The organism is Kitasatospora sp. NPDC001159, assembly GCF_053598235.1.
This window is the reverse complement of the sequence record NZ_JBSFJV010000068.1, coordinates 1-18,472: the sequence shown is the minus strand read 5'-3', so window position 1 is coordinate 18,472 and position 18,472 is coordinate 1. Positions and strand designations below refer to the sequence as shown.

The following is an 18,472-nucleotide window of genomic DNA, read 5'->3' as shown; positions in this document are numbered from 1 at the left end:
CGGTGGTCGTCACTGCTCGTCGACCGCTCGCGATCCTCAGATCAGGCCGCGCCGCATGGCGTACCCCACCGCGTGCGCCCGGTTGCGCAGCCCCAGCCGCGTGATGATCTCGTGCAGCACGTTCTTGACGGTGCGTTCCGAGTACGAGGTCTTGGCGGCTATCTCACTCGTGTCGAAGCCCTCGGCGACCAGCCGCAGCATCTCCGCCTCCCGGGCCGTCAGGGTCGATAACGTCAGCCCCCGCCCGTCGAGCATGGTGCGCTGGAGCATCCCGATCCGGTCGAGCAGTTCACCGAGCAGGTCGCCGGGCATCACGCCCTCGCCATTGGCCAGGGCGGTGATCAGGTGCACCAGCCGGTCCTGGTCCGCCTCCGAGCGGCGCAGCACGGCGGCGACCCCGCACTCGACGATGGTCTGCAGTCCGCCGGCCTCGAAGTGGCCCACCACCAGGCCGATCCGGCCCGAGGTGGCGAGCCGCAGTCGGCGCAGGTGCTCGGCCACCGCCTCGGTCAGGGCGTCGACCACCAGCAGGGAGACCTCCGCCCGCCCCGCCTCGCCCTCGCTCAACAGCTCCACCTCGGGCCGCTGGCGCAGCTGTTGGACGACGCCGGTCTGCAGGATGAGATCCTCGGCGTACACCGCCACGGGTACCTGGGCCGGCTTGCCGCGGCCCTGGACGGGGACGCGTGCCCGGGACGGACGGGCGCCGCCGGACCCCGGTGTCATCGGGCTCCGCCGGGTGGTGACGGCCTCCTCACGGGATGTGTCGGTCGACGTCATCGAACACTCCATTCTGCAGTGGACCTGCGGTGGTGACGGCCGGCCGCCGCGGGGCGGACCGGTCGTTGGCCTGGATGGGGCGGGCGCCCGGATCGCGCGGTTCGCCGCGACGGCACCGGAACGGGGCGACGGCACCGGGCGGGCGCGCCGCCGCCGCCGGGCAGGGTCGGTCTGTCCGCACGGGCAAGGGGTGTGCCCACGGCTTGCCCGCACGGCCCTCTCCGCGGACGGTCCGGCGGTCCTACCGTCACGCCATGACCACATCCGCCGAACTCGGCCTGCCCGCACTGACGGTGGCGCCCGGTGGCGTGGCCACCACGACCCTGACGGTACGCAACGACCTCGACATCGTTGAGGCGTACTCGCTGGAGGTGGTCGGCGACTGCGCCGCGTGGACGACGGTCGAACCGGCCCGGGTCTCCCTCTTCCCGGGGACGTCCGAGACGGTGACGGTGCGCCTGGCCCCGCCGCGTTCGTCCACCGCTCGGGCCGGTGAATTCCCGCTCGGTATCCGGGTGTTGCCGACCGAGCGCCCCGAGCTGGTGACGGTTCCGGAGACCACGGTCACCGTGACGCCGTTCCACGAGCTGCAGGCCGCGCTCGCGCCCCGCCGTCGTCGCGGCTGGCTGCGCGGGCGCTACCGGACGTCGGTGCGCAACCTGGGCAACGCCCCCGCCACCGTGGTCCCCACTCCCGGGCAGGCCGGCGAGGACCTGCGGTTCCGGGCCACCCCGGAGCGGCTGCGCCTCGAACCCGGCGAGTCCGGCGAGCTGCGGCTGCAGGCGCGCGCCCGCAAGCTGATCTGGTTCGGCAAACAGGCGTCCTGGCCGTTCGAGGTCACGGTGGGCCCGGAGGAGGGTGCCGGCGGCAGTGGCACGAACGGCAAGGCGGCGAACGGAAACGGCGGCGCGGACGGGAAGGACTCCGGCGGCAGGACCGAGACCGCCCCGGCCGCCCCTGGTTCCCTGACGGCAGTTCAGAATCCTCTCCTTGAAGGCGAGTTCATTCAACTTCCGATCTTCCCCAAGTGGCTGCTCGCCCTCCTGGCAGCGCTGCTCGCCCTGCTGCTGGCCTGGTTCGCCCTGGTCCGCCCGGCGGTGCGCAGCTCCGCGAAGCAGGCCGCCGAGAAGGCCGTCGCCCAGCAGAGCGCCACCCCGGTCCCGACCCCCGCCGCACCCGCCGACGGTGCGCCGGCGACCCCCGCGGGCGGGAACCCCGGCGGTCAGGGCAAGCCCGGCACCGGGCAACCGAGTGCCGGCACCGGCAACCGCGGCCCCGGTCCGGGTCCGGGCATGGCGGTGCCGGGAACCGGCCAGCAGAGCTCCGCCACGATCGAGGTGCAGACCGCGAACAGCGCCTCGTCGGCAGGCAGTTACCAGGTGCCGCACGGCAAGGTCTTCGACATCACCGACATCGTGGTGGCCAACTTCCAGGGCGACCAAGGACTGCTGACCATCACGGCCGGCAAGCAGACGATCACCACCATCGCCTTGGAGACCTTCCGCAACCAGGACTACCACTGGGTGACTCCCATCCAGGTCCCCGAGGACCAGGCAGTGACGGCGAACGTGACCTGCGAGTCACCGGGCACCCCGGCCTCGGGCAAGCAGGCGTCGACGTGCCACGAACTCCTCAACATCAGCGGAACGCTGAGCGACATCAGGCAGGGGAACTGAACCGGTGCGCAGGGCGACCCCCCGTCCCCGGGCAACCGGACCGGAAAGGTGCACCGGACACTCCGCCGATGTCAACGGGCCCCCTCCGCCGGAATCGACCCGTTCATCCCCGTGGTCTCCCCTTCCACGTTTCCCCTCCCACGCCCCGTGACCATGTCAACACCCGGTGGACACCGTGACCCGTTCGAGCACCCACCGACAAGTCGCCCGGACCACGCCGATGCGAACGACCTGCCCTCCCGGGGAAGACCCGGCAGGCCCTCGCGGGCATCGGGGTCGCCCCCGTGGACGGCGAAGTCTGCCCCGGTGCGCTGCTGACGTTCCGTCGGTACAGCAGTAGCTTTGCGCTGTTCCCGCACCCAAGGCGCCATGAGAGCCGTATACGCACCGAATCGTCACAGAAGAAGCCCGATCGATCGCCGTGCGCGCCGAGGAACGGGTTCCGTGGGCATCCGTACAACCGCCAGCGGCATCGGCGAGGCGCTGGGCGGCAGTTGCGGTGTCACCCTGGAGGGCCCGCTCGCCGCGCTGCGCGAGCAGATCCGTCTGCTGGTCGAACGCACCCACTCCGCCGGGGTGCTGCGCCCGGACGTGGCCTGAAAGGACGTGCGCTTCCTGCTTGCGGGGTGGCCGCCGAGGCCCGCACGATCGGCCTGACGGCCGGGGACGGCAGTGGGAGCGCAACCTCCGCATCATCCTCGACGGCCTGTCCACCGCCCGCCCCGGCCCGATGCCCGACGCTCCGCCGAAGCCCTAGCGGCCAGTCGCCCTGCCGGCGGTCCGGACGGGCCTCCCGCACGGACCGCCGCCGGTGTCACACCGAGTACTCCGGCATCGGCCGGCCCACGCGGCTCCTCAGGCGTCGACGGCCAGCCGGCGGCCCTCCTCCAGGAAGGCCATGACGCCGATGGCGCCGCCCAGTTCACGGATCGTCCGGGCGGCGCCGAACGGCGCGTTCCAGAACCCGCCCTGCCGCAGGGTGTGCGGGCCGACGTACGCGTACGGCTCCGGCTGGAACGTGTCGCCCGGTGAGACGCCGTAGTTCGCTCCGTCGACGGTCACCCCGAGGTCGAAGTGCTCCGGCCAGATGACCGGCTCCGCCCCAGGGAACAACCCGCCCAGCGCGGCCTCACCGAGCGCGAAACAATGCGCGAGCCGACGGGCGGCGGACGGGTCCGCCTCAACCGCATCGTCGACGGCGATACCCGGCCCGTCCCGGTACAACCCGGCGGGAGCACCGACCGTGAACCCCAGGGCCGCACCGAGCGCGGCGCAGGTGGTCCATTCGAGCGACAACACCTGCCCGGGCGCGACCAGCTCCGCACCAATCACCCGCAGCCGCGGCTCGACACTGGTGGCGAAGCCGCCCGGGCAGGCGCGCAGCCGGATCGTGCCGCAGGCCCGGTACTGCGGCCCGGCCAGGACCAGCTCGGCCACCGCGTGCAGGGCGCGGCGGGTGCGTAGGTACGTCTCGCTGTCCATGGAGACCATGCTCTCCCAGAAAGGGTGCCTACGCGTTGACCGATCACGATGCTCGTGAGTCGACCACCGCACCGCGCAGCCGGGACCGGGGCCGGGGGCGGCCCGTTACCGTCTCGGTCCCGCCAGGGCGTACAGCACGGTCCCGGTCACCAGCAGGGCCCACGCCGTCCCGGTGGACGCCGCCGTGCCGGGGGGAGAGAACATCCATTTGACCACCTGTCCCGCGGTGCCGCGCGGAGTCGGGACGAGGAGGGTGATCGCGAGCCAGCCGGCCGGCAGGGTCCATGCGAACTGCGCCCCGCACAGCGCCGCCCCGAGCGCCGCCAGGCCGACCAGGCCCGCGCTGTCCCGGACGACGACCCCGGTGGGGGTGAGCCCCACTCCCGCCGCCCGGACCGTCAGCAGCGCCGCACCGGCAAACGCGCCGATCAGCAGCACGTGCGCCGCCCGGCGCGGTGCCCACCGGATCGCGGCCGTCCGCTCCAGCACGACATCCCACCCACCGAGCCCGACGGAAGCGGCCGCCACGTTCGCGGTGAGGACCAGGACCACCATCCCCAGGTCCACCGGGCCCGGGCCGTCGAGGGCCCACAGCGCCAGCGCGACGAGCGCGACCGCGGTGGCCGAGACGGGCACCTGCCGTGAACGTGCGTACAAGGTCAGCCACCTCATCACGACGCCTCCCCCACCAGCACCGGAAGCTGGCTGTACCCCGTGCAGGAGAGGGCGGCGGCGCGCACCTCGGCGATCCGCGAGTGCTGCTCGGCCGGTGACAGCGCCATCAGCTTCTGCCAGGCGACGTCGGCGTCCGCCCAGGTCTTGAGCGAGTACGCGTCGGTGCCCTTCTCCTCCAGCGGCCGGAGCCGGGGGTCACGGAGGGCCCAGCTCACGGCGATGCTCTGGACGGCGACGTCGACGTGTCCTCCGCCCTCGCGGTCGTTGTACGCGTGGCAGGTCGGTGCCAGGCCCTGGGCGATCAGCGCGCGGGTCAGTTCCTCACCCGCCGCATCGGCGAGCTGCCGTTCGTCGAAGTCGACCAGCACCACGTCGCCGGACAGTTCGCGTTCGTCGCCGAGCGCGCGCAGCCTGGTGTCCTCCCGCACCGAGTTCGGCGCCGTGTCGCCCAGGACGTCGTGCAGCACGCTCAGCGCCTCCTTGCTGCGCAGCGCGAGCTCGGGCAGGCGTGAGCGGTTCGCCTGCGTCACACACACCGGTCCGTCGCAGACCAGAGCGGCGGCGGCCTTGTCGACGACGTAGGTGTCGCGCGGAGCGGCCGGGAACACCAGCAGAGCCAGGGCCGCGCCGACCAGGACGGGGACCACCGCGAGCAGCCGGGCCCGGCGGGTCACGGCCGACAGCAGGGCGAAGCCGGTGCCGAGCAGGCCGAGCAGCCAGAGCGTCTGGCCGAGGTGCACGGAGCCGGACAGGGTCAGCAGCATCTCCCGCGGCTCCGCGATCGCCGGGGACAGCTGGGCGAGCCGGTTCGGCGCGATGCTCGACGGCAGTGCCCCGTCACTGCTCTTGTTCAGGAGGAGGCCCGTCAGCAGGAGGACGAGCACCACCAGGGCCGGCGGGGTGAACACGGAGGGCAGGGCCCGCGCGACGCCCATGCCGAACACGGCCCCCGCGGCCAGGGCCAGCGCCGCCACGAGCGAGATCGGCAGCCACCCGAGGGACGTGTAGGTGGTGGCACCGAGGGCCACCTGGACTCCGCCCACGAGGACGAGGAGACCGAAGCCCGCCGCCAGCACGAGCGCCATCGCACCGGCGGGCACCGCCGCACGGCGCCAGGCTGGCAGCGGCGTGGTCGTCAGCAGTTCGGCCATCCGCGAGCGGGATTCGCGCAGCCCGTACACCGCTCCCGTGCCCACCACGAACGGCCACCAGAAGGCCAGCAGGTACCGGGTCCACATGGCCATGGAGGTCCACTGGGCCGTCCACCCCGCGTTGCCCCTCCACCAGATCCCGTCGATCAGGCAGAAGACCGCCAGGCTGCCGCCCAGGACGACGACGCCGGGCCACGGGGCGACGGAGCGCTTCAGTTCGGTGCGCAGGACACTCCTGTTCACCAGGTGCCCCCCTGCTGCCCGGAGGTGCGGAGCAGCGCCGAGTAGCCGCGCTCCAGGGGGCTGTCTCCCGGGAACTCGGTGCTGCCCGCCGCAGCCAGGTCGTCCGGCGTGCCCTGGAAGACGAGGCGGCCGTCGGCGAAGAGCACCACGTCGGAGCAGGCGGCCGCGACGTCCTCGACCAGGTGGGTGGAGACGACCACACAGGTGTCGCGGCCCAGTTCCTGCAGCAGTTCGCGGAAACGCAGTCGCTGCGCCGGGTCCAGGCCGGCCGTCGGCTCGTCCAGCAGCAGCACCGCGGGGTCGTTGACGATGGCCTGGGCGATGCCGGCCCGCCGCACCATGCCGCCGGACAGGGTCTTCATCCGGTGGTCGGCGCGGTCCGCCAGGCCGACCCGTTCCACGGCCCGCTGGACGGCCGCGGGGACGTCCGCCTTCGGGACCTCCTTCAACCAGGCCATGTACTCGACGAACTCACGCACCGTGAAGCGCTTGTAGTAGCCGAAGTCCTGCGGCAGGTAGCCGATCCGCCGACGCAGGGCGCGGTGGTCGCCCGTCCCGCCCACGGAGGTGCCGAGCAGCTCCAGTTCGCCCTCGGCGGGGCGCAGCACGGTGGCCAGCGCCCGGATCAGGGTGGTCTTTCCCGCCCCGTTGGGCCCCAGGAGGCCGTGGGCGCCGGTGCCCAGGGAGAGGTCGAGCCCGTCGACGGCCATTTTCCTCCGTCCGACGCGTACTCTCAGGCCGCTGGCCCGGATCTCCCAGGCGTAGGTCTTCGGCGCGGTGTCGGCCGCGCTCGTCGTGGGCGTCATGCGGTGGTTCCTCTCAAGGGTCGACGATGGTTTCACGGCGTTGAGTACGCCTTTCTGCGGACGATCACGGCGCCGATGCCGAGCGCGAGGAGCAGCCCCCACACGGGCAGCCGGTCTGGCTGCAGGACGAGCTGCAGCGCGAGGGGGACGCGGCCGGTGGCCCCTGCGGGTACCACGACGGCGACGCCCCACACGACCACCAGCCCGACGGCGGCGCGGGTCACGCCGACCACGCTGCCCAGCGCCAGGGCGGTGGAGGTGAAGGCCAGGGAGGGCAGCAACCACTGCGCGGCCGTCATGGTCCCGGTCAGCCATCCCCCCAGCAGGAGCCCGGGCAGGACCACCACGAGGACTGCCGTGGTGCGTCTGAGGAGCAGGGGCAGGCCGGCCCGGGCGGTCGAGGCCGTCAGTTCGTGCGCCGGGTCCAGGCCGCGCGACCACGATGCGGCGACACCGCACAGCGGCAGCACGGGCGCGATCGGCAACACGGGAGAGGCCTCGCCGAAGAACGTCGACGGCGCGACCGCGTCCAGCAGCAACGCCATCAGGGTGACGACGACGGTCATGGCCAACCACGGGGTCATGACCGGCGTCAGCCAGGCCGAGACCCACCTCGGCCGGTGGCGCCGCGAGGACGCCCTGACGGCCGCGTCCAGCTGCGGTTCCAGACCGGCCCGGACGGTGTCGAGGAGCGCGGCGACGTCGGGCGCCTCGGTGGCCACGGAGGCCGCCAGGTGGCTCCGGCACGGCGCGCACGTCTCCAGATGGGACTCCAACGCCCATACGGTGTCCGTGGCCATCGTCGCGTCACCACGTGCGTAGGCGTCGATCAACCGCCTCGACGCGCACCCCTTGGTGATCCGCTCGTTTCGCCTGCTCATGCCAGCGCCTCCCGCATCGCGATCCTGGCCCGGCGGGCGCGGGTCTTGACCGTGCCTTCGGGCAGTCTGAGCAGGACGGCGGTCTCCCGGACGGAGAGTCCGTCGAGCACCGTGGCCTGCAGCACCTCTCGGAGTTCCGGCGCCAGTCGCCGCAGGGCGTCGCCGACGTCGCCGCCGACGGTCCCGGCGAGTACCTCCTCCTCCGCCGCGGGCACCACCGCCCGCTCGGCGGCGGCAACCGGCGGTTCGGCGTGGTGGGCACGGCGCCGGAACGCGTCGACCAGGCGGCGCGCCGCGATCGTCCACAGCCACCCGACGGCCGTCCCGCCGACCGCGCTCCCGGCGAACGCGCCGGCCGCGCGCCACACCGCCAGATAGGTCTCCTGCAGGACTTCGGCGACGATCTGCTCGTCGGCGCAGCGGCGGCGCAGCCGCACCGCCAGCCATGGCGATGTACGCCGGTACAACTCCTCGAACGCCCCGCGGTCACCTCTGGCCACCAGCCGAAGGAGGCGTTCCTCGTCCAGCTCGTCCAGTGCTCTCCTGCGTGATCTCACACCAGCCAGACGCCCGCTGCGGCGCGCAGGTTCTGCATCCGCCGTGACCTGCGTCACAGGTCGGAATCCCGGCCACCGACTCCGGTCCGGTTCGGCCCGGGCGCTCGGCTACAGGCGCTGCTCGGCCCAGATGATCTTGCCCCCGGGTGTGTAGCGGACGCCCCAGCGTTCGGCGAGCTGGGCGACGAGGAACAGGCCGCGGCCGCCCTCGTCCTCGGCAGCCGCGTAGCGCAGGTGTGGGGCGGTGCTGCTGGTGTCGGAGACCTCACAGATCAGCGTGCGGTCGTACAGCAGCCGCACCTTGATCGGTCCGGTCGCGTAGCGGATGGCATTGGTCACCAGCTCGCTGAGCACCAGCTCGGTGACGAAGCCGGCCTCGTCCAGGCCCCACTCGGTGAGCTGTCGGGTGGCCTCGGCGCGGGCCTCGGCCACGGCCGCGGGAGTCGCGGTCACCTCCCACTCGGTGATCCGATCGGGCTCCAGCACGCGGGCACGGGCGACGAGGAGGGCGATGTCGTCGGTCTGGCGGACGGGCAGCAGGGCGTCGAGGACGGCGTCGCAGACCTCCTCGGGCGATCGGTCGGGGTGGGCCAGGGTGGCGGTGAGGACGTCCAGGCCGACGCCGATGTCGCGGGTGCGCTCCTCGATGAGGCCGTCGGTGTAGAGGACCAGGCTGCTGCCCGGCGGCAGTCGCACCTCCGTGGCTTCGAAGGGCATCCCGCCCAGGCCGAGCGGCGGGCCCGCGGGGAGACCGAGTACCTCCACCGTGCCGTCCGGATGGACGAGGGCGGGCGGCGGATGGCCCGCCCGGGCCAGGGCGCAGACGGCGGTGGTGGGGTCGTAGACGGCGTAGAGGCAGGTGGCACCGGTGATCGCGAGCTGCCCCTCGGTCGCGGCCGTCTCCTGGTCGATGTGGGCGACCAATTCGTCCAGGTGCCCGAGGAGCTCGTCCGGCGGCAGGTCAAGGGTGGAGAAGTTCTGGACCGCGGTGCGCAGGCGGCCCATGGTCGCGGCTGCGTGCAGGCCGTGGCCGACCACGTCGCCGACGACGAGCGCCACACGGGTGCCCGGCAGCGGGATGACGTCGAACCAGTCGCCGCCGACCCCAGCCTGGGCGGGCAGGTAACGGTAGGCGATGTCGAGGGCGCTCTGCTCGGGCAACGCGCGGGGCAACAGGCTGTGCTGCAGGGTGACGGCCATCGTGTGCTCGCGCGTGTAGCGGCGGGCGTTGTCGATGGACACGGCGGCCCGGGCGGCCAGCTCCTCGGCCAGGGACAGGTCGTCCTCCTCGAACGGACCTCTTGCCCGGCTGCGCCAGAAGCAGGCGACGCCCATCAGCACACCCCGTGCCGACAGCGGAACGGCGATCAGCGATGCCAGGCCGAACTCCAGCACCGCCTGCGTGCGCTCGGTGTCCTGCCTGCGCCATCCGGCGTCGCTCGCCACCTCGGGGACCAGCGCGGAACGCCCGCTGACGAAGCCCGCCGCCTGCGGGGTGCTCCCGGCCCACGTGACCAGCTCCCCCTGGGGGTACAGCGGCGAATCGTCCCGGACGCCCGTGACCGCCACCCGCCGCAGCACCACCGGGGCCCCGGCCGTCAGGTTCTGGGGTTCCTCGCCGAGCAGGACCTCCTCGGCGAGGTCGACGGTGGTGTAGTCGCAGAATTCCTGGGCGGCCGTCCGGGCGAGTTCCTCCGCGGTGCGCCGGACGTCCAGGGTGGTTCCGATGGTGACGCTCGCGTCGTACAGCAGCCTGAGCCGGCTGCGGGCGACCTCGGCCTTCCCCGCGAGAGCGAGGAGCTCGGTGGAGTCGCGCAGGGTGGTGACGCTGCCGGGTGGGCCTCCCCCGCTGTCGGTGGGGCGGTTGTTGACGGCCAACAGGCGGTTGCCGACGTGGATCACCTCATCGGTGACGGCGCGGCCGGAGATCAGCAGTTCGGTCGTACGGGGGGCGAGGCCGAGGTCGGCGACGAGGCGTCCCTCCGCGTCGGCGGGCAGGTCGAGCAACCGGCGCGCCTCGTCGTTGGCGAGCAGGACCCGGCCGTCGCCGCCGACGATGGCCACGCCCTCGCGCACCGCGTGCAGCACCGCGTCGTGGTGCTCGTACATCCGGGTCATCTCCTCCGGCCCCAAGCCGTGGGTCTGCCGCAGGAGACGCCTGCCCACCAGCGCCGTTCCGGTCGTGGCCAGGCCCAGCGCGACGGCGCCGGCGCCCAGGACGACCGGTAGCTGACGGTTGATCGCGCTGCTCACGTTGGCGACCTTCATCCCGGACGACACGATGCCCACGACCGCACCGTGGGCGTCCTCCACCGGGACCACCACCTGGTACTCCTGGCCGAGCGGGCCGTGCACCTGCTCGACGGTGACCCGGCCCTCCAGCGACGGCCCGATGGTGCCGACGAACTTCTTTCCGATCTGCGCCGGCTCGGGGTGGGTGTAGCGGATGCCGTTCCGGTCGGTCACCACGATGAAGTCGACGTGGGCGGCCTTGCGGGCCGCTTCGGTCAACGGCTGGAGCACCGCGCTGGGGTCGGGCCCCTGCATCGTTGCCACCAGGCCGGGGCCGTGGGCGAACGCCTCGGCCGCCGCGAGCGAACGGTCACGCGCTGCCGCGAACCGGTCACTGCGGGACTGGATCAGCAGCGCGACTACCGCCGCCACCACGAGCAGCAGCACGACCAACACCTGCAGGACGAACATCTGACCGGCGACGCTGTGGATGCTCATCACCGATCGCAGTTGCCGCACGGACGGCTGCCGAGGGATCGAGGCATGCCGCCGTCCACGGCGGCCACGCGATCGGCCCGGGGGCCGCGGAGAGGAGCCCGTGTCTTTCGCCATACCCCCATGGTCCCGCCCCGAGCCCGAGTGGGGCGCGGCAACGAGGGGCCTCGCCCGAGCACTCACGCACGCCACGCCCGCCGGCCCGAAGCGGTCCCCCGCCCGTCCCGGCTCACCGGGGGACGGACCGGATCAGCAGCAGCGCGACGTCGTCGGTGCGGTGCTCCCCGTGCCCGGCCCGGTCGACGAGCGCATCGGCCAGCCGGTCGAGTGGTTCGCCGCCGTGGCGGGCCAGCGTGGCGGTGAGGTCGGCCAGCGCCCGGTCGAGGTCCGCGCCGGGCGTGTCGATGAGGCCGTCGGTGTACAGGACCAGAGTGGTGCCGATCGGCAGGTCGATGCGGATCTGCGGGTATTCGGCGGCGGGATCGACGTTCAGCAACGTGCCGATGAGCGGCTCCGGTGCGTCCGCCCGGCCGTCCGGGCCGTACCGCAGGGGCACCGGGTGGCCGGCGTCGGCCAGCCAGGCCTCGCGGCGGGCAAGGTCGACGCGGAGGTAGGCGCAGCTGGCCAGCAAGGCCGTGTCCAGGTCGGCCAACAGGCGGTTGGTGCGGGAGAGTACGGTGCTCGGATCGGCGTCGGCTGCGGCGAAGGCACGGACGGCGGTGCGGATCTGGCCCATCAGCGCGGCGGCGTTGACGTTGTGGCCCTGGACGTCGCCGATCACGACCGCCACGTTGTCGGGCCCGACGCGGATGAGGTCGTAGAAGTCGCCTCCGATGTCCATGCCCGCGGTGCACGGCAGGTAGCGGGCGCCGATCTCCAGGCCCGGGACCGCGGGCAGCGCGCGGGGCAGCAGGCTTTCCTGGAGGCCGTGGGCGAGGACGAGCTTGGTGTCGTACAGCCGGGCACGGTCCAGGGCCTGGGCGATCAATCCGCCGAGGGAGGTGAGGACGGCGCGTTCCTCCACGTCGAAGTGGTGCGGCTCGGCGAACGCCAGCACGCAGGTCCCGATCACCCTGCGCGAGGTGACCAGCGGCAGATAGGCCCAGGCAGCCATCCCGTCCTGCGTCTCGTGGCGGTTCGGGTAGAGCCGCTCCAGCTCCGCACGGGTCTCGAAGAACGCCGGCACGGGGCTGGTGGACGCCTGGACACCGGGCGTGGGCTCGGTCAGCGGGGTGCTGTCGAACTGGTCGACCAGGCCGGGTCGATAGCCGCGATGGCCCGCGATGCGCAGCCGGCCGCCTTCGGGAATCAGCACCGCCACGGCCTGGCCGCCGAAAGCCGGCACGATCTGCTCGGAGATCATGCTCACCACGTCCTGCACGCTGATGGCCTCGGTCAGCGCGCTGGCGAGGTGGAGCAGGTGGTACAGCGCTCCGGGCCGGGTGTGCGGCGCCCGCTCGGCCGGTGCTCCGGTGGACCGGCCGCGGTGGACGGCATCGGCGGCGCCGATCCGCACGGTGAGTCCGGAGGCGTCCGGGAACAGCTCGAACGACAGCCACCGGTCCGGCGGCCGCAGGGCGACGAACGAGGTGGACTGCCCGCTGATCACCGAGGCCCGGCAGTGGTACTCGTACACCGGATCCCGTAGCCACGGCAGGACCGCCCACGGCTGGGAGCCCACCAGTCGCTCGACCGGCTCGCCCAGCAGCTCGGCCGCGGCCGGTGTGACGGCGGCCAGCCGGCCGTCCAGGTCGATGTCGCAGATCCCCTCCGGAAGTCGTGCCGCCATCGTGGCGAGGGGATCGACGGAACAGTGCTCCTCCGCCACCGCCGGGTGCGAGCCGGGGAGGACCGGACGGCCTGCCCGCGCCGCCTCCGCCAGCACCTCGGCCAGGCGGACGGCGAGCGCGTCGAGCCCTTCGCGTTCCCACGGCGACATCTCGGGGGGATGCGCGGCGGGCCAGAGTACGAAGACAGCCCCGCACACGATCCGCCGCCGCGTGACGAGGGGTGCCGCCGCGAGGCAGAACCCGTACGGCATGGCGACTGCGACCCTCGGGAACCGGCGCGCCATGTCCTCCGCGCCGCCCACCCACACGACCTGGCCGCTGCGCACCGCTTCGGCCACCGGGACCGGCGAGGTCACGCCGATGCGCTGCCACAGCCTGGTGAACTGCCGGGCAGCCCCAAGCGTCATGGCCAGTTCGAGCAGCTGCTGGTCCTCCGAGAGCAGGTAGACGCCCCCGATGTGCGCGTCGAGCCGGTCCGACGCCGTCCGCAGGAGCTGCGCCACCGCCTCAAGGCCTCGCCCGGCCGACGCCTCGGCGGCCTCGCGTCCGGGCTTCGGCGACGGATGCCACTGCACGCCCATCACGAGCACCCCATTCGAGCCGACCAGTGAACCCGTAGGTCCCCTCCCATAGTGGCCCGGTCAGGCCCGCATGAGCTCTTCTTCGGGCTCCCGAATCCTCCCTTCTCAAACCGTCATCGTGAGTAACATTGCACTCACTCTGTGAAATTTCACAGCCTGAAATATATCAACGGTAGATAACAATACGATAACAGTGGACTAGACCACTAGGCCTGCTGATCGACAAGTGGCCTTCAGGTACTGCTCATTGGCGCTCGACAACCACCGCCTATGCGCGTAGCCATCAAGCGGCCCGGACTTCTCCGTTCCGGTTTTGACGTGACTCTGCCAGACTCCCCCGCATTCGGTTTCACCTAACGGGGAGTGAGATCTGACGCATGAACAAACACCGCAGGAAATCGCATCGGACGGCCGTGACGGCAGTCGCCGCCGTGCTGGCCGCCGCGGCCGCGCTGGGCATCGGCGCCGTGGCCCAGGCGGGCCTGGTCAAGGGAACCCTCATCGGGGGACAGGGGAACTTCAGCACCGTCAACGAGCGTGTGCTCCCCTCGCTCTCGGCCCGGGTCTCCGGCCAGGCCGCGCCGGGCGACCGCATCCCGATGATCTGCCGGACCACGGGGGACACCGTCGAGAACGACAACCGCTGGATCTGGTCCGGCGCCTACTACATCGCCGACGCCTTCATCAGTGAGGACACCGGGAACCTGCCGCTCTGCAGCTCCACCCGGCCCACCGGCTGGACGGCGCTCGACATCACCATGCAGAAGCAGGTCCAGGACCAGTGGTGCTGGGACGCCTCCGGCCTGACGGTCGCCACCTACTGGGGCTACAACCAGTACAACCAGTACGACTTCTGCCGTCTCGCCCAGCAGGGCCGCTGGCTGGACTGCAACGACCGGCCCGCCACGCTCGACGACATGGCCAACGGCCTGTCCGCCATGGGCTTCCGCAACAGTGGCCACGACCTGAACCGCAACGCCTCGTTCAGCGAGGTCACCAACGAGATAGCCAACGGGCGGCCGTTCGCGGTGCGCATCGGCTGGACCTCGGGCGGCGGGCACATGAACGTCATCTACGGCTACGACAGCACCAGCAACATGATCGCGGTGGGCGATCCGTGGCCCAGCACGCAGACGTACACCTGGTGGAACTTCAACACCTACGTCAACAACGGCTCGTTCCAGTGGACCCACTCTCGGGTCGGCATCCACGCGTGAGGAGACAACCAACCATGAGGACACTGAAGGCGGTTGCCCTCACCGCCGCCGCACTCGTGAGCGTCGGCGCAGCCACCACGACAGCCCGGGCCGACGGCGGGAGCGATGTCCCCGACTACGGAGCCGCTCAGCAGGTGCTGCGCTCCGGGCAGACGCACGACACCGTCTCCCGCTTCCTCGGCGCCGCGAGGACGGCGGCCGTGCCCGGGACCGGTACCGGCGCCGGTACCGGTCCCGGTGCCGACGGCGGCAGTGCGGGCGGACGGCCGAACACCCCGAACGCGGCCGCCGCGCCACCGTCGTTCCAGCTCAAGGACCCGGTTCCGATGTACGAGCTGTCGGTGGACTTCGTAGCGGGCAAGGCCCAGCCGACACCGCAGAACGCGCTCAGGCTGTCCTACCTCGCCTCGCGGGTGAGCGCGGCCGACGGTCACCAGGCCGCCGTACTGCTCGCTCCGCCGGACACGGGCGGCGGCTGGCGGCTGGCCGGCATCCGGGACGGTGACAACGAGCTCAAGCTCGCCGAACGCACCACCGCCGACGCCCGCACCTTCACCGAGCCGCAGATCCACGCCTGGTACCGGCTCACCGCGAGCGGCGACGTCGAGCCGCTCAACACCGAGGCCACCACGGGCCTCGGTGGCAAGCAGAGCCTCCCGCTGGCCGCCTACCAGAAGCTGGTGACCGGCCGGTACGCGGACAAGCTCCCCGGATCCGGTTACGACCGGAACGGGCTCGCCGGAGGGTTCGGACTGTTCGACGGCACGGGATCCGCGGCCGGGTCACCGGCCGGAACACCGCCCCAGGTCCTGCCCGAAGCACGATCCGAGACGTGGACACCGGCGACCTCGTCGGCCTCGGCCCGTCAGCCGTCCCCGATGTCGTGGCAGCTGCCGGTGGTCGGCGCCGTCGTGCTGGCCGGCGGCACGGCCGGGCTCTGCCTCCGCCTGCGCCGTCGCGGCCGCGGCGCACCGACGGACTGACATCCGAACGACGAACGCACGAGGCACCGGGCGACGGGCAACGCCCCCGGACGCCCGGTGCCCCGCGCTGGCCGGCCACGACCAGCCTGCCGCAGCCCGCCCAACTCGCCGACCACAGCCCGGGGTGAGGTGTTGCCCGGCTCGCAGCCTGACATTCGGTCGACAATGAGATCCGCCGTTCCGTCAGCCAAGAAAAAGGGCGGCCACGCACACCGTCGATCATGCGCATATTCGCGAGCTCGCAATTCGATCACGTTCCCCCCACCCGCCAACCGGCCCGACCAGCGACCACTACCCGCCAGTAGCTCATTCACAAATCATTCACACAATTCCGCTTGCAAACCCGATTTGCGGTATGTGCAGAATGAGGCGCTTTTTGGCCCACCGCAGACAGTTCTCGGCGCGAAGAACTGGAATTGGAGAGTTACCGCGTGAATCCTCGCGCCACCCGTTCGGCCGGCACCGACGCTCCGCTGTCCGCACACGACATCACCCTGCTCCGGGCGAGCCGTGCCGCCGTCGAGCCGTATGCCGCGGACCTCCCGGCCCACTTCTACGCGACCCTGTTCCAGCGCTACCCCCAGGTCCGCGAGTTGTTCCCGCCCCGCATGGAGATCCAGCACGACAAACTGCTGCGCGCCCTCCTGCTCATCGTCGACCTGGTGGACGATTCCGAGTACCTGGTCCGCTTCTGCGCCGAACTGGGCCGCGACCACCGTAAGTTCGGCACTCTGAGCGGGCACTACGCGGCGGTCGGAGAGTGCCTGCTCGCCACCCTGGAGCACTTCGCCGGCCCCGCCTGGACCGCGGACATCGCCGCGGCCTGGACACGCGCCTACACCGCGGTCGCACAGGCCATGGACGGGGCGGCCCAGGCCGACGCCGCCGAACGGCCGGCCGTCTGGGACGCCCGGATCGTGGACCACCACAGGTACGGCCCCGACCTCGCGGAGGTCACCGTCCGGACCGACCAGCCGTACCCGTTCACCGGCGGGCAGTTCGTCAGCGTGGCAACCCCGTGGTGGCCGAAGATCTGGCGCTACTACTCCCCCGCCAACGCCCCCCGACCGGACGGGACGATCACCTTGCACATCCGCGCCGTTCCCGGCGGCCCGGTCAGCAGCGCCCTGGTGCACCGCGCGGCGGTCGGCGACGTGCTCCGGCTCGGCCGTCCCCTCGGTGACATGGTCCTCGATCCGGCCTCCACCCGCGACGTCGTGTGCGTCGCCGGCGGCACCGGGCTCGCGCCGATCCGCGCGCTGGTCGAGCAGGCCCTCCTGGACGGCGTCCAACGACGGATGGACATCTTCGTCGGGGCACGCGGCACGAACGAACCGCACGGACTCGATGACATCCGCCGGCTCTCGCGACACCACCGCTGGCTCACCGTACGGTCCACCGTCTACGACACGGACACCCCCGGCGCCGACCCCGGCCTGCCCGTGGCCCTCACGTCAGCCGGACCCTGGCTGGACCACGACGCCTACGTCAGCGGCCCCGCACCCATGATCTACAGCGCCGCCCGGGCGCTCTACCACGCTGGGGTTCCACTCGATCGCATCCACCACGACCCGTTCGTGCGCCTCGACTTCGCCTCCTGAGCACAGACGACCGTCCGGGCGCCGAAGTCTCGGACGGCCCGACGCCCTTCGGCGTCGCGTCGCGAAGTCGACGTGGACGAGGCCGAAGCGTCGGAGGGCGAGGGGCTGCGCGGGTGAGCGGCTGGCCCGCCTCGTTGACCGGGGCGAGGCCGCCGGGGCGGTCGATCCGCGCGCCGGTGGTGAAGTAGTCGACGGTGACACCGGTGGTGTGCACGGTGGCCTGGAGCCTGGCACCGCAAGTGAACCAGGTGGGGCCGCCGTCGTCGCGGACGAACTCCAGCCACACGTATCCGACCCGGGTCTTGCCCGACGAGCCCTCACCCATCAGGTTCCAGTGCATCGTGCGCTCGGAGCCGCCGAAGGTGGACAGCCGGTTGGGCCGCAGGCTGGCGTCGAGCAGGAACGGCAGCAGCACCTCCAGCGCCTCGGACTTGCCGGTGCCGTTCTGTCCCCGCAGGAGCAGCTGGCCCTCGTGGAACGTGAAGGTCTCGTCGTAGTAGCGCCAGACGTTGAGGATGCCGGCCCTGGAAGGCTGCCACCGCGCCCCGTTCCTCCAGCACGAAGCCGCCCTGCGCGGCGGCGAACCAGCGGGCCAGCTCCCGGAAGTCCTGGACGGCGCTGGAGGAGCGACGTCCCGACTCGGTGATCCGGTCGAGGACCTGGAGGAGCGTCACGATCGCCCGCCGCGCCACGCCGTGCAGCTGCTCGACACGGGGACGTGCCCCGTCCGTCGGCCGGCGCCGTCGCCACGCCGAACCTCATCATCCATCCGGGTGGCCACCATCCAGCACCTGCGCTGTCGGTCCCCGTGCAATGCTTGGCCCGTGATGTTCGTTTTCGATGCCGAGCTCTGGATCTGGGCTGCCCGACGCGCCGACAGCTGGACTTTCGTCAGCCTGCCCGTCGAGGCATCCGAGGAGATCCGAGACCTGGTCGGCGGTGCGCGTCGCGGCTTCGGCTCGCTGCGGGTGCGGGTCACGGTCGGTGGCAGCACCTGGACGACCTCGATCTTCCCGGACAGCGCACGCGGCTGTTTCGTCCTGCCCGTCAAGCGGGCCGTGCGCAAGGCCGAAGCCCTCGTCGCGGGTGACATCGCGACCGTGGCCGTCGAACTCCTCGACTTCTGACACTGACGCGTCGGCTCTGGCCGACGGTCCCAACCGCACGGGCCACCGGTCCCGGTTCCGCCGGGACCGGTGGGTGGCACGGGCCCTGAGCCGTGCCCAGACATGGCGCTGAAATGCGAAGAGCCCCCATCCGGAATCCGGATGGGGGCTCTTCTGAAGAATTGTTCGGCGGCGTCCTACTCTCCCACAGGGTCC

The 18,472-nt window shown here is 72.0% G+C and carries 15 protein-coding genes and 1 pseudogene; 6 read left to right on the top strand and 10 right to left on the bottom strand.

Annotation, left to right across the window (positions count from 1 at the left end; all coding sequences use genetic code 11):
• Positions 1-36: 36 nt before the first annotated feature.
• Positions 37-780: a LuxR C-terminal-related transcriptional regulator gene (locus ACWC9T_RS28635; RefSeq protein WP_449823936.1), complete on the bottom strand. Its 744-nt coding sequence runs from the start codon at positions 778-780 to the stop codon at positions 37-39.
• A 254-nt stretch (positions 781-1,034) separates the two neighbouring features.
• Between ACWC9T_RS28635 and ACWC9T_RS28630 the strand changes: the two genes are divergently transcribed.
• Both ACWC9T_RS28630 and ACWC9T_RS28625 read left to right on the top strand, forming a co-directional pair.
• Positions 1,035-2,456, top strand: a complete 1,422-nt coding sequence (locus ACWC9T_RS28630; protein ID WP_449823935.1) for a COG1470 family protein — start codon at positions 1,035-1,037, stop codon at positions 2,454-2,456.
• Positions 2,457-2,900: 444 nt separating this feature from the next.
• On the top strand, positions 2,901-3,056 hold the full coding sequence (locus ACWC9T_RS28625) for a hypothetical protein (RefSeq protein WP_449823934.1): 156 nt from the start codon (positions 2,901-2,903) through the stop codon (positions 3,054-3,056).
• A 255-nt stretch (positions 3,057-3,311) separates the two neighbouring features.
• Here ACWC9T_RS28625 and ACWC9T_RS28620 read toward each other — a convergent pair whose 3' ends face one another.
• The 8 genes from ACWC9T_RS28620 to ACWC9T_RS28585 all read right to left on the bottom strand — a co-directional run bounded on the left by ACWC9T_RS28620 (position 3,312) and on the right by ACWC9T_RS28585 (position 13,349).
• The gene (locus tag ACWC9T_RS28620) at positions 3,312-3,938 is read right to left on the bottom strand and encodes a hypothetical protein (RefSeq protein ID WP_449823933.1); all 627 of its coding nucleotides are present in this window, start codon (positions 3,936-3,938) and stop codon (positions 3,312-3,314) included.
• A 105-nt stretch (positions 3,939-4,043) separates the two neighbouring features.
• On the bottom strand, positions 4,044-4,610 hold the full coding sequence (locus tag ACWC9T_RS28615) for a hypothetical protein (protein ID WP_449823932.1): 567 nt from the start codon (positions 4,608-4,610) through the stop codon (positions 4,044-4,046).
• On the bottom strand, positions 4,610-6,007 hold the full coding sequence (locus ACWC9T_RS28610) for a hypothetical protein (RefSeq protein WP_449823931.1): 1,398 nt from the start codon (positions 6,005-6,007) through the stop codon (positions 4,610-4,612). The genes ACWC9T_RS28615 and ACWC9T_RS28610 overlap by 1 nt, the downstream gene beginning before the upstream one ends.
• Positions 6,004-6,813: an ABC transporter ATP-binding protein gene (locus tag ACWC9T_RS28605; protein ID WP_449823930.1), complete on the bottom strand. Its 810-nt coding sequence runs from the start codon at positions 6,811-6,813 to the stop codon at positions 6,004-6,006. Before ACWC9T_RS28605 ends, ACWC9T_RS28610 begins: the two co-directional genes overlap by 4 nt.
• Before the next feature lie 32 nt (positions 6,814-6,845).
• Positions 6,846-7,694, bottom strand: a complete 849-nt coding sequence (locus ACWC9T_RS28600) for a zf-HC2 domain-containing protein (RefSeq protein ID WP_449823929.1) — start codon at positions 7,692-7,694, stop codon at positions 6,846-6,848.
• On the bottom strand, positions 7,691-8,251 hold the full coding sequence (locus ACWC9T_RS28595) for an RNA polymerase sigma factor (protein ID WP_449823928.1): 561 nt from the start codon (positions 8,249-8,251) through the stop codon (positions 7,691-7,693). Before ACWC9T_RS28595 ends, ACWC9T_RS28600 begins: the two co-directional genes overlap by 4 nt.
• A gap of 108 nt (positions 8,252-8,359) precedes the next feature.
• Positions 8,360-10,981, bottom strand: a complete 2,622-nt coding sequence (locus tag ACWC9T_RS28590; RefSeq protein WP_449823927.1) for a SpoIIE family protein phosphatase — start codon at positions 10,979-10,981, stop codon at positions 8,360-8,362.
• A 226-nt stretch (positions 10,982-11,207) separates the two neighbouring features.
• Entirely contained in the window at positions 11,208-13,349 is a 2,142-nt protein-coding gene (locus tag ACWC9T_RS28585) for a SpoIIE family protein phosphatase (protein WP_449823926.1), read from the bottom strand.
• 413 nt (positions 13,350-13,762) lie between these two features.
• Here ACWC9T_RS28585 and ACWC9T_RS28580 point away from each other — a divergent pair, with 413 nt between their 5' ends.
• From ACWC9T_RS28580 to ACWC9T_RS28570, 3 genes are all read left to right on the top strand, one after another.
• Entirely contained in the window at positions 13,763-14,566 is an 804-nt protein-coding gene (locus ACWC9T_RS28580) for a papain-like cysteine protease family protein (protein WP_449823925.1), read from the top strand.
• A gap of 14 nt (positions 14,567-14,580) precedes the next feature.
• Entirely contained in the window at positions 14,581-15,549 is a 969-nt protein-coding gene (locus ACWC9T_RS28575; RefSeq protein ID WP_449823924.1) for a hypothetical protein, read from the top strand.
• Positions 15,550-15,980: 431 nt separating this feature from the next.
• Positions 15,981-17,150 (top strand): globin domain-containing protein, encoded by a 1,170-nt coding sequence (locus ACWC9T_RS28570; RefSeq protein ID WP_449823923.1) that lies wholly within the window; start codon positions 15,981-15,983, stop codon positions 17,148-17,150.
• A 572-nt stretch (positions 17,151-17,722) separates the two neighbouring features.
• On the opposite strand, the pseudogene ACWC9T_RS28565 reads toward ACWC9T_RS28570, so the two are convergent.
• Positions 17,723-17,884 (bottom strand): annotated as a pseudogene (locus ACWC9T_RS28565) (DUF2397 family protein); the annotation flags it as partial.
• A 93-nt stretch (positions 17,885-17,977) separates the two neighbouring features.
• On the opposite strand from ACWC9T_RS28565, the gene ACWC9T_RS28560 reads away from it, so the two are divergent.
• Entirely contained in the window at positions 17,978-18,277 is a 300-nt protein-coding gene (locus ACWC9T_RS28560) for a DUF1905 domain-containing protein (RefSeq protein ID WP_449823922.1), read from the top strand.
• Positions 18,278-18,472 lie beyond the last annotated feature (195 nt).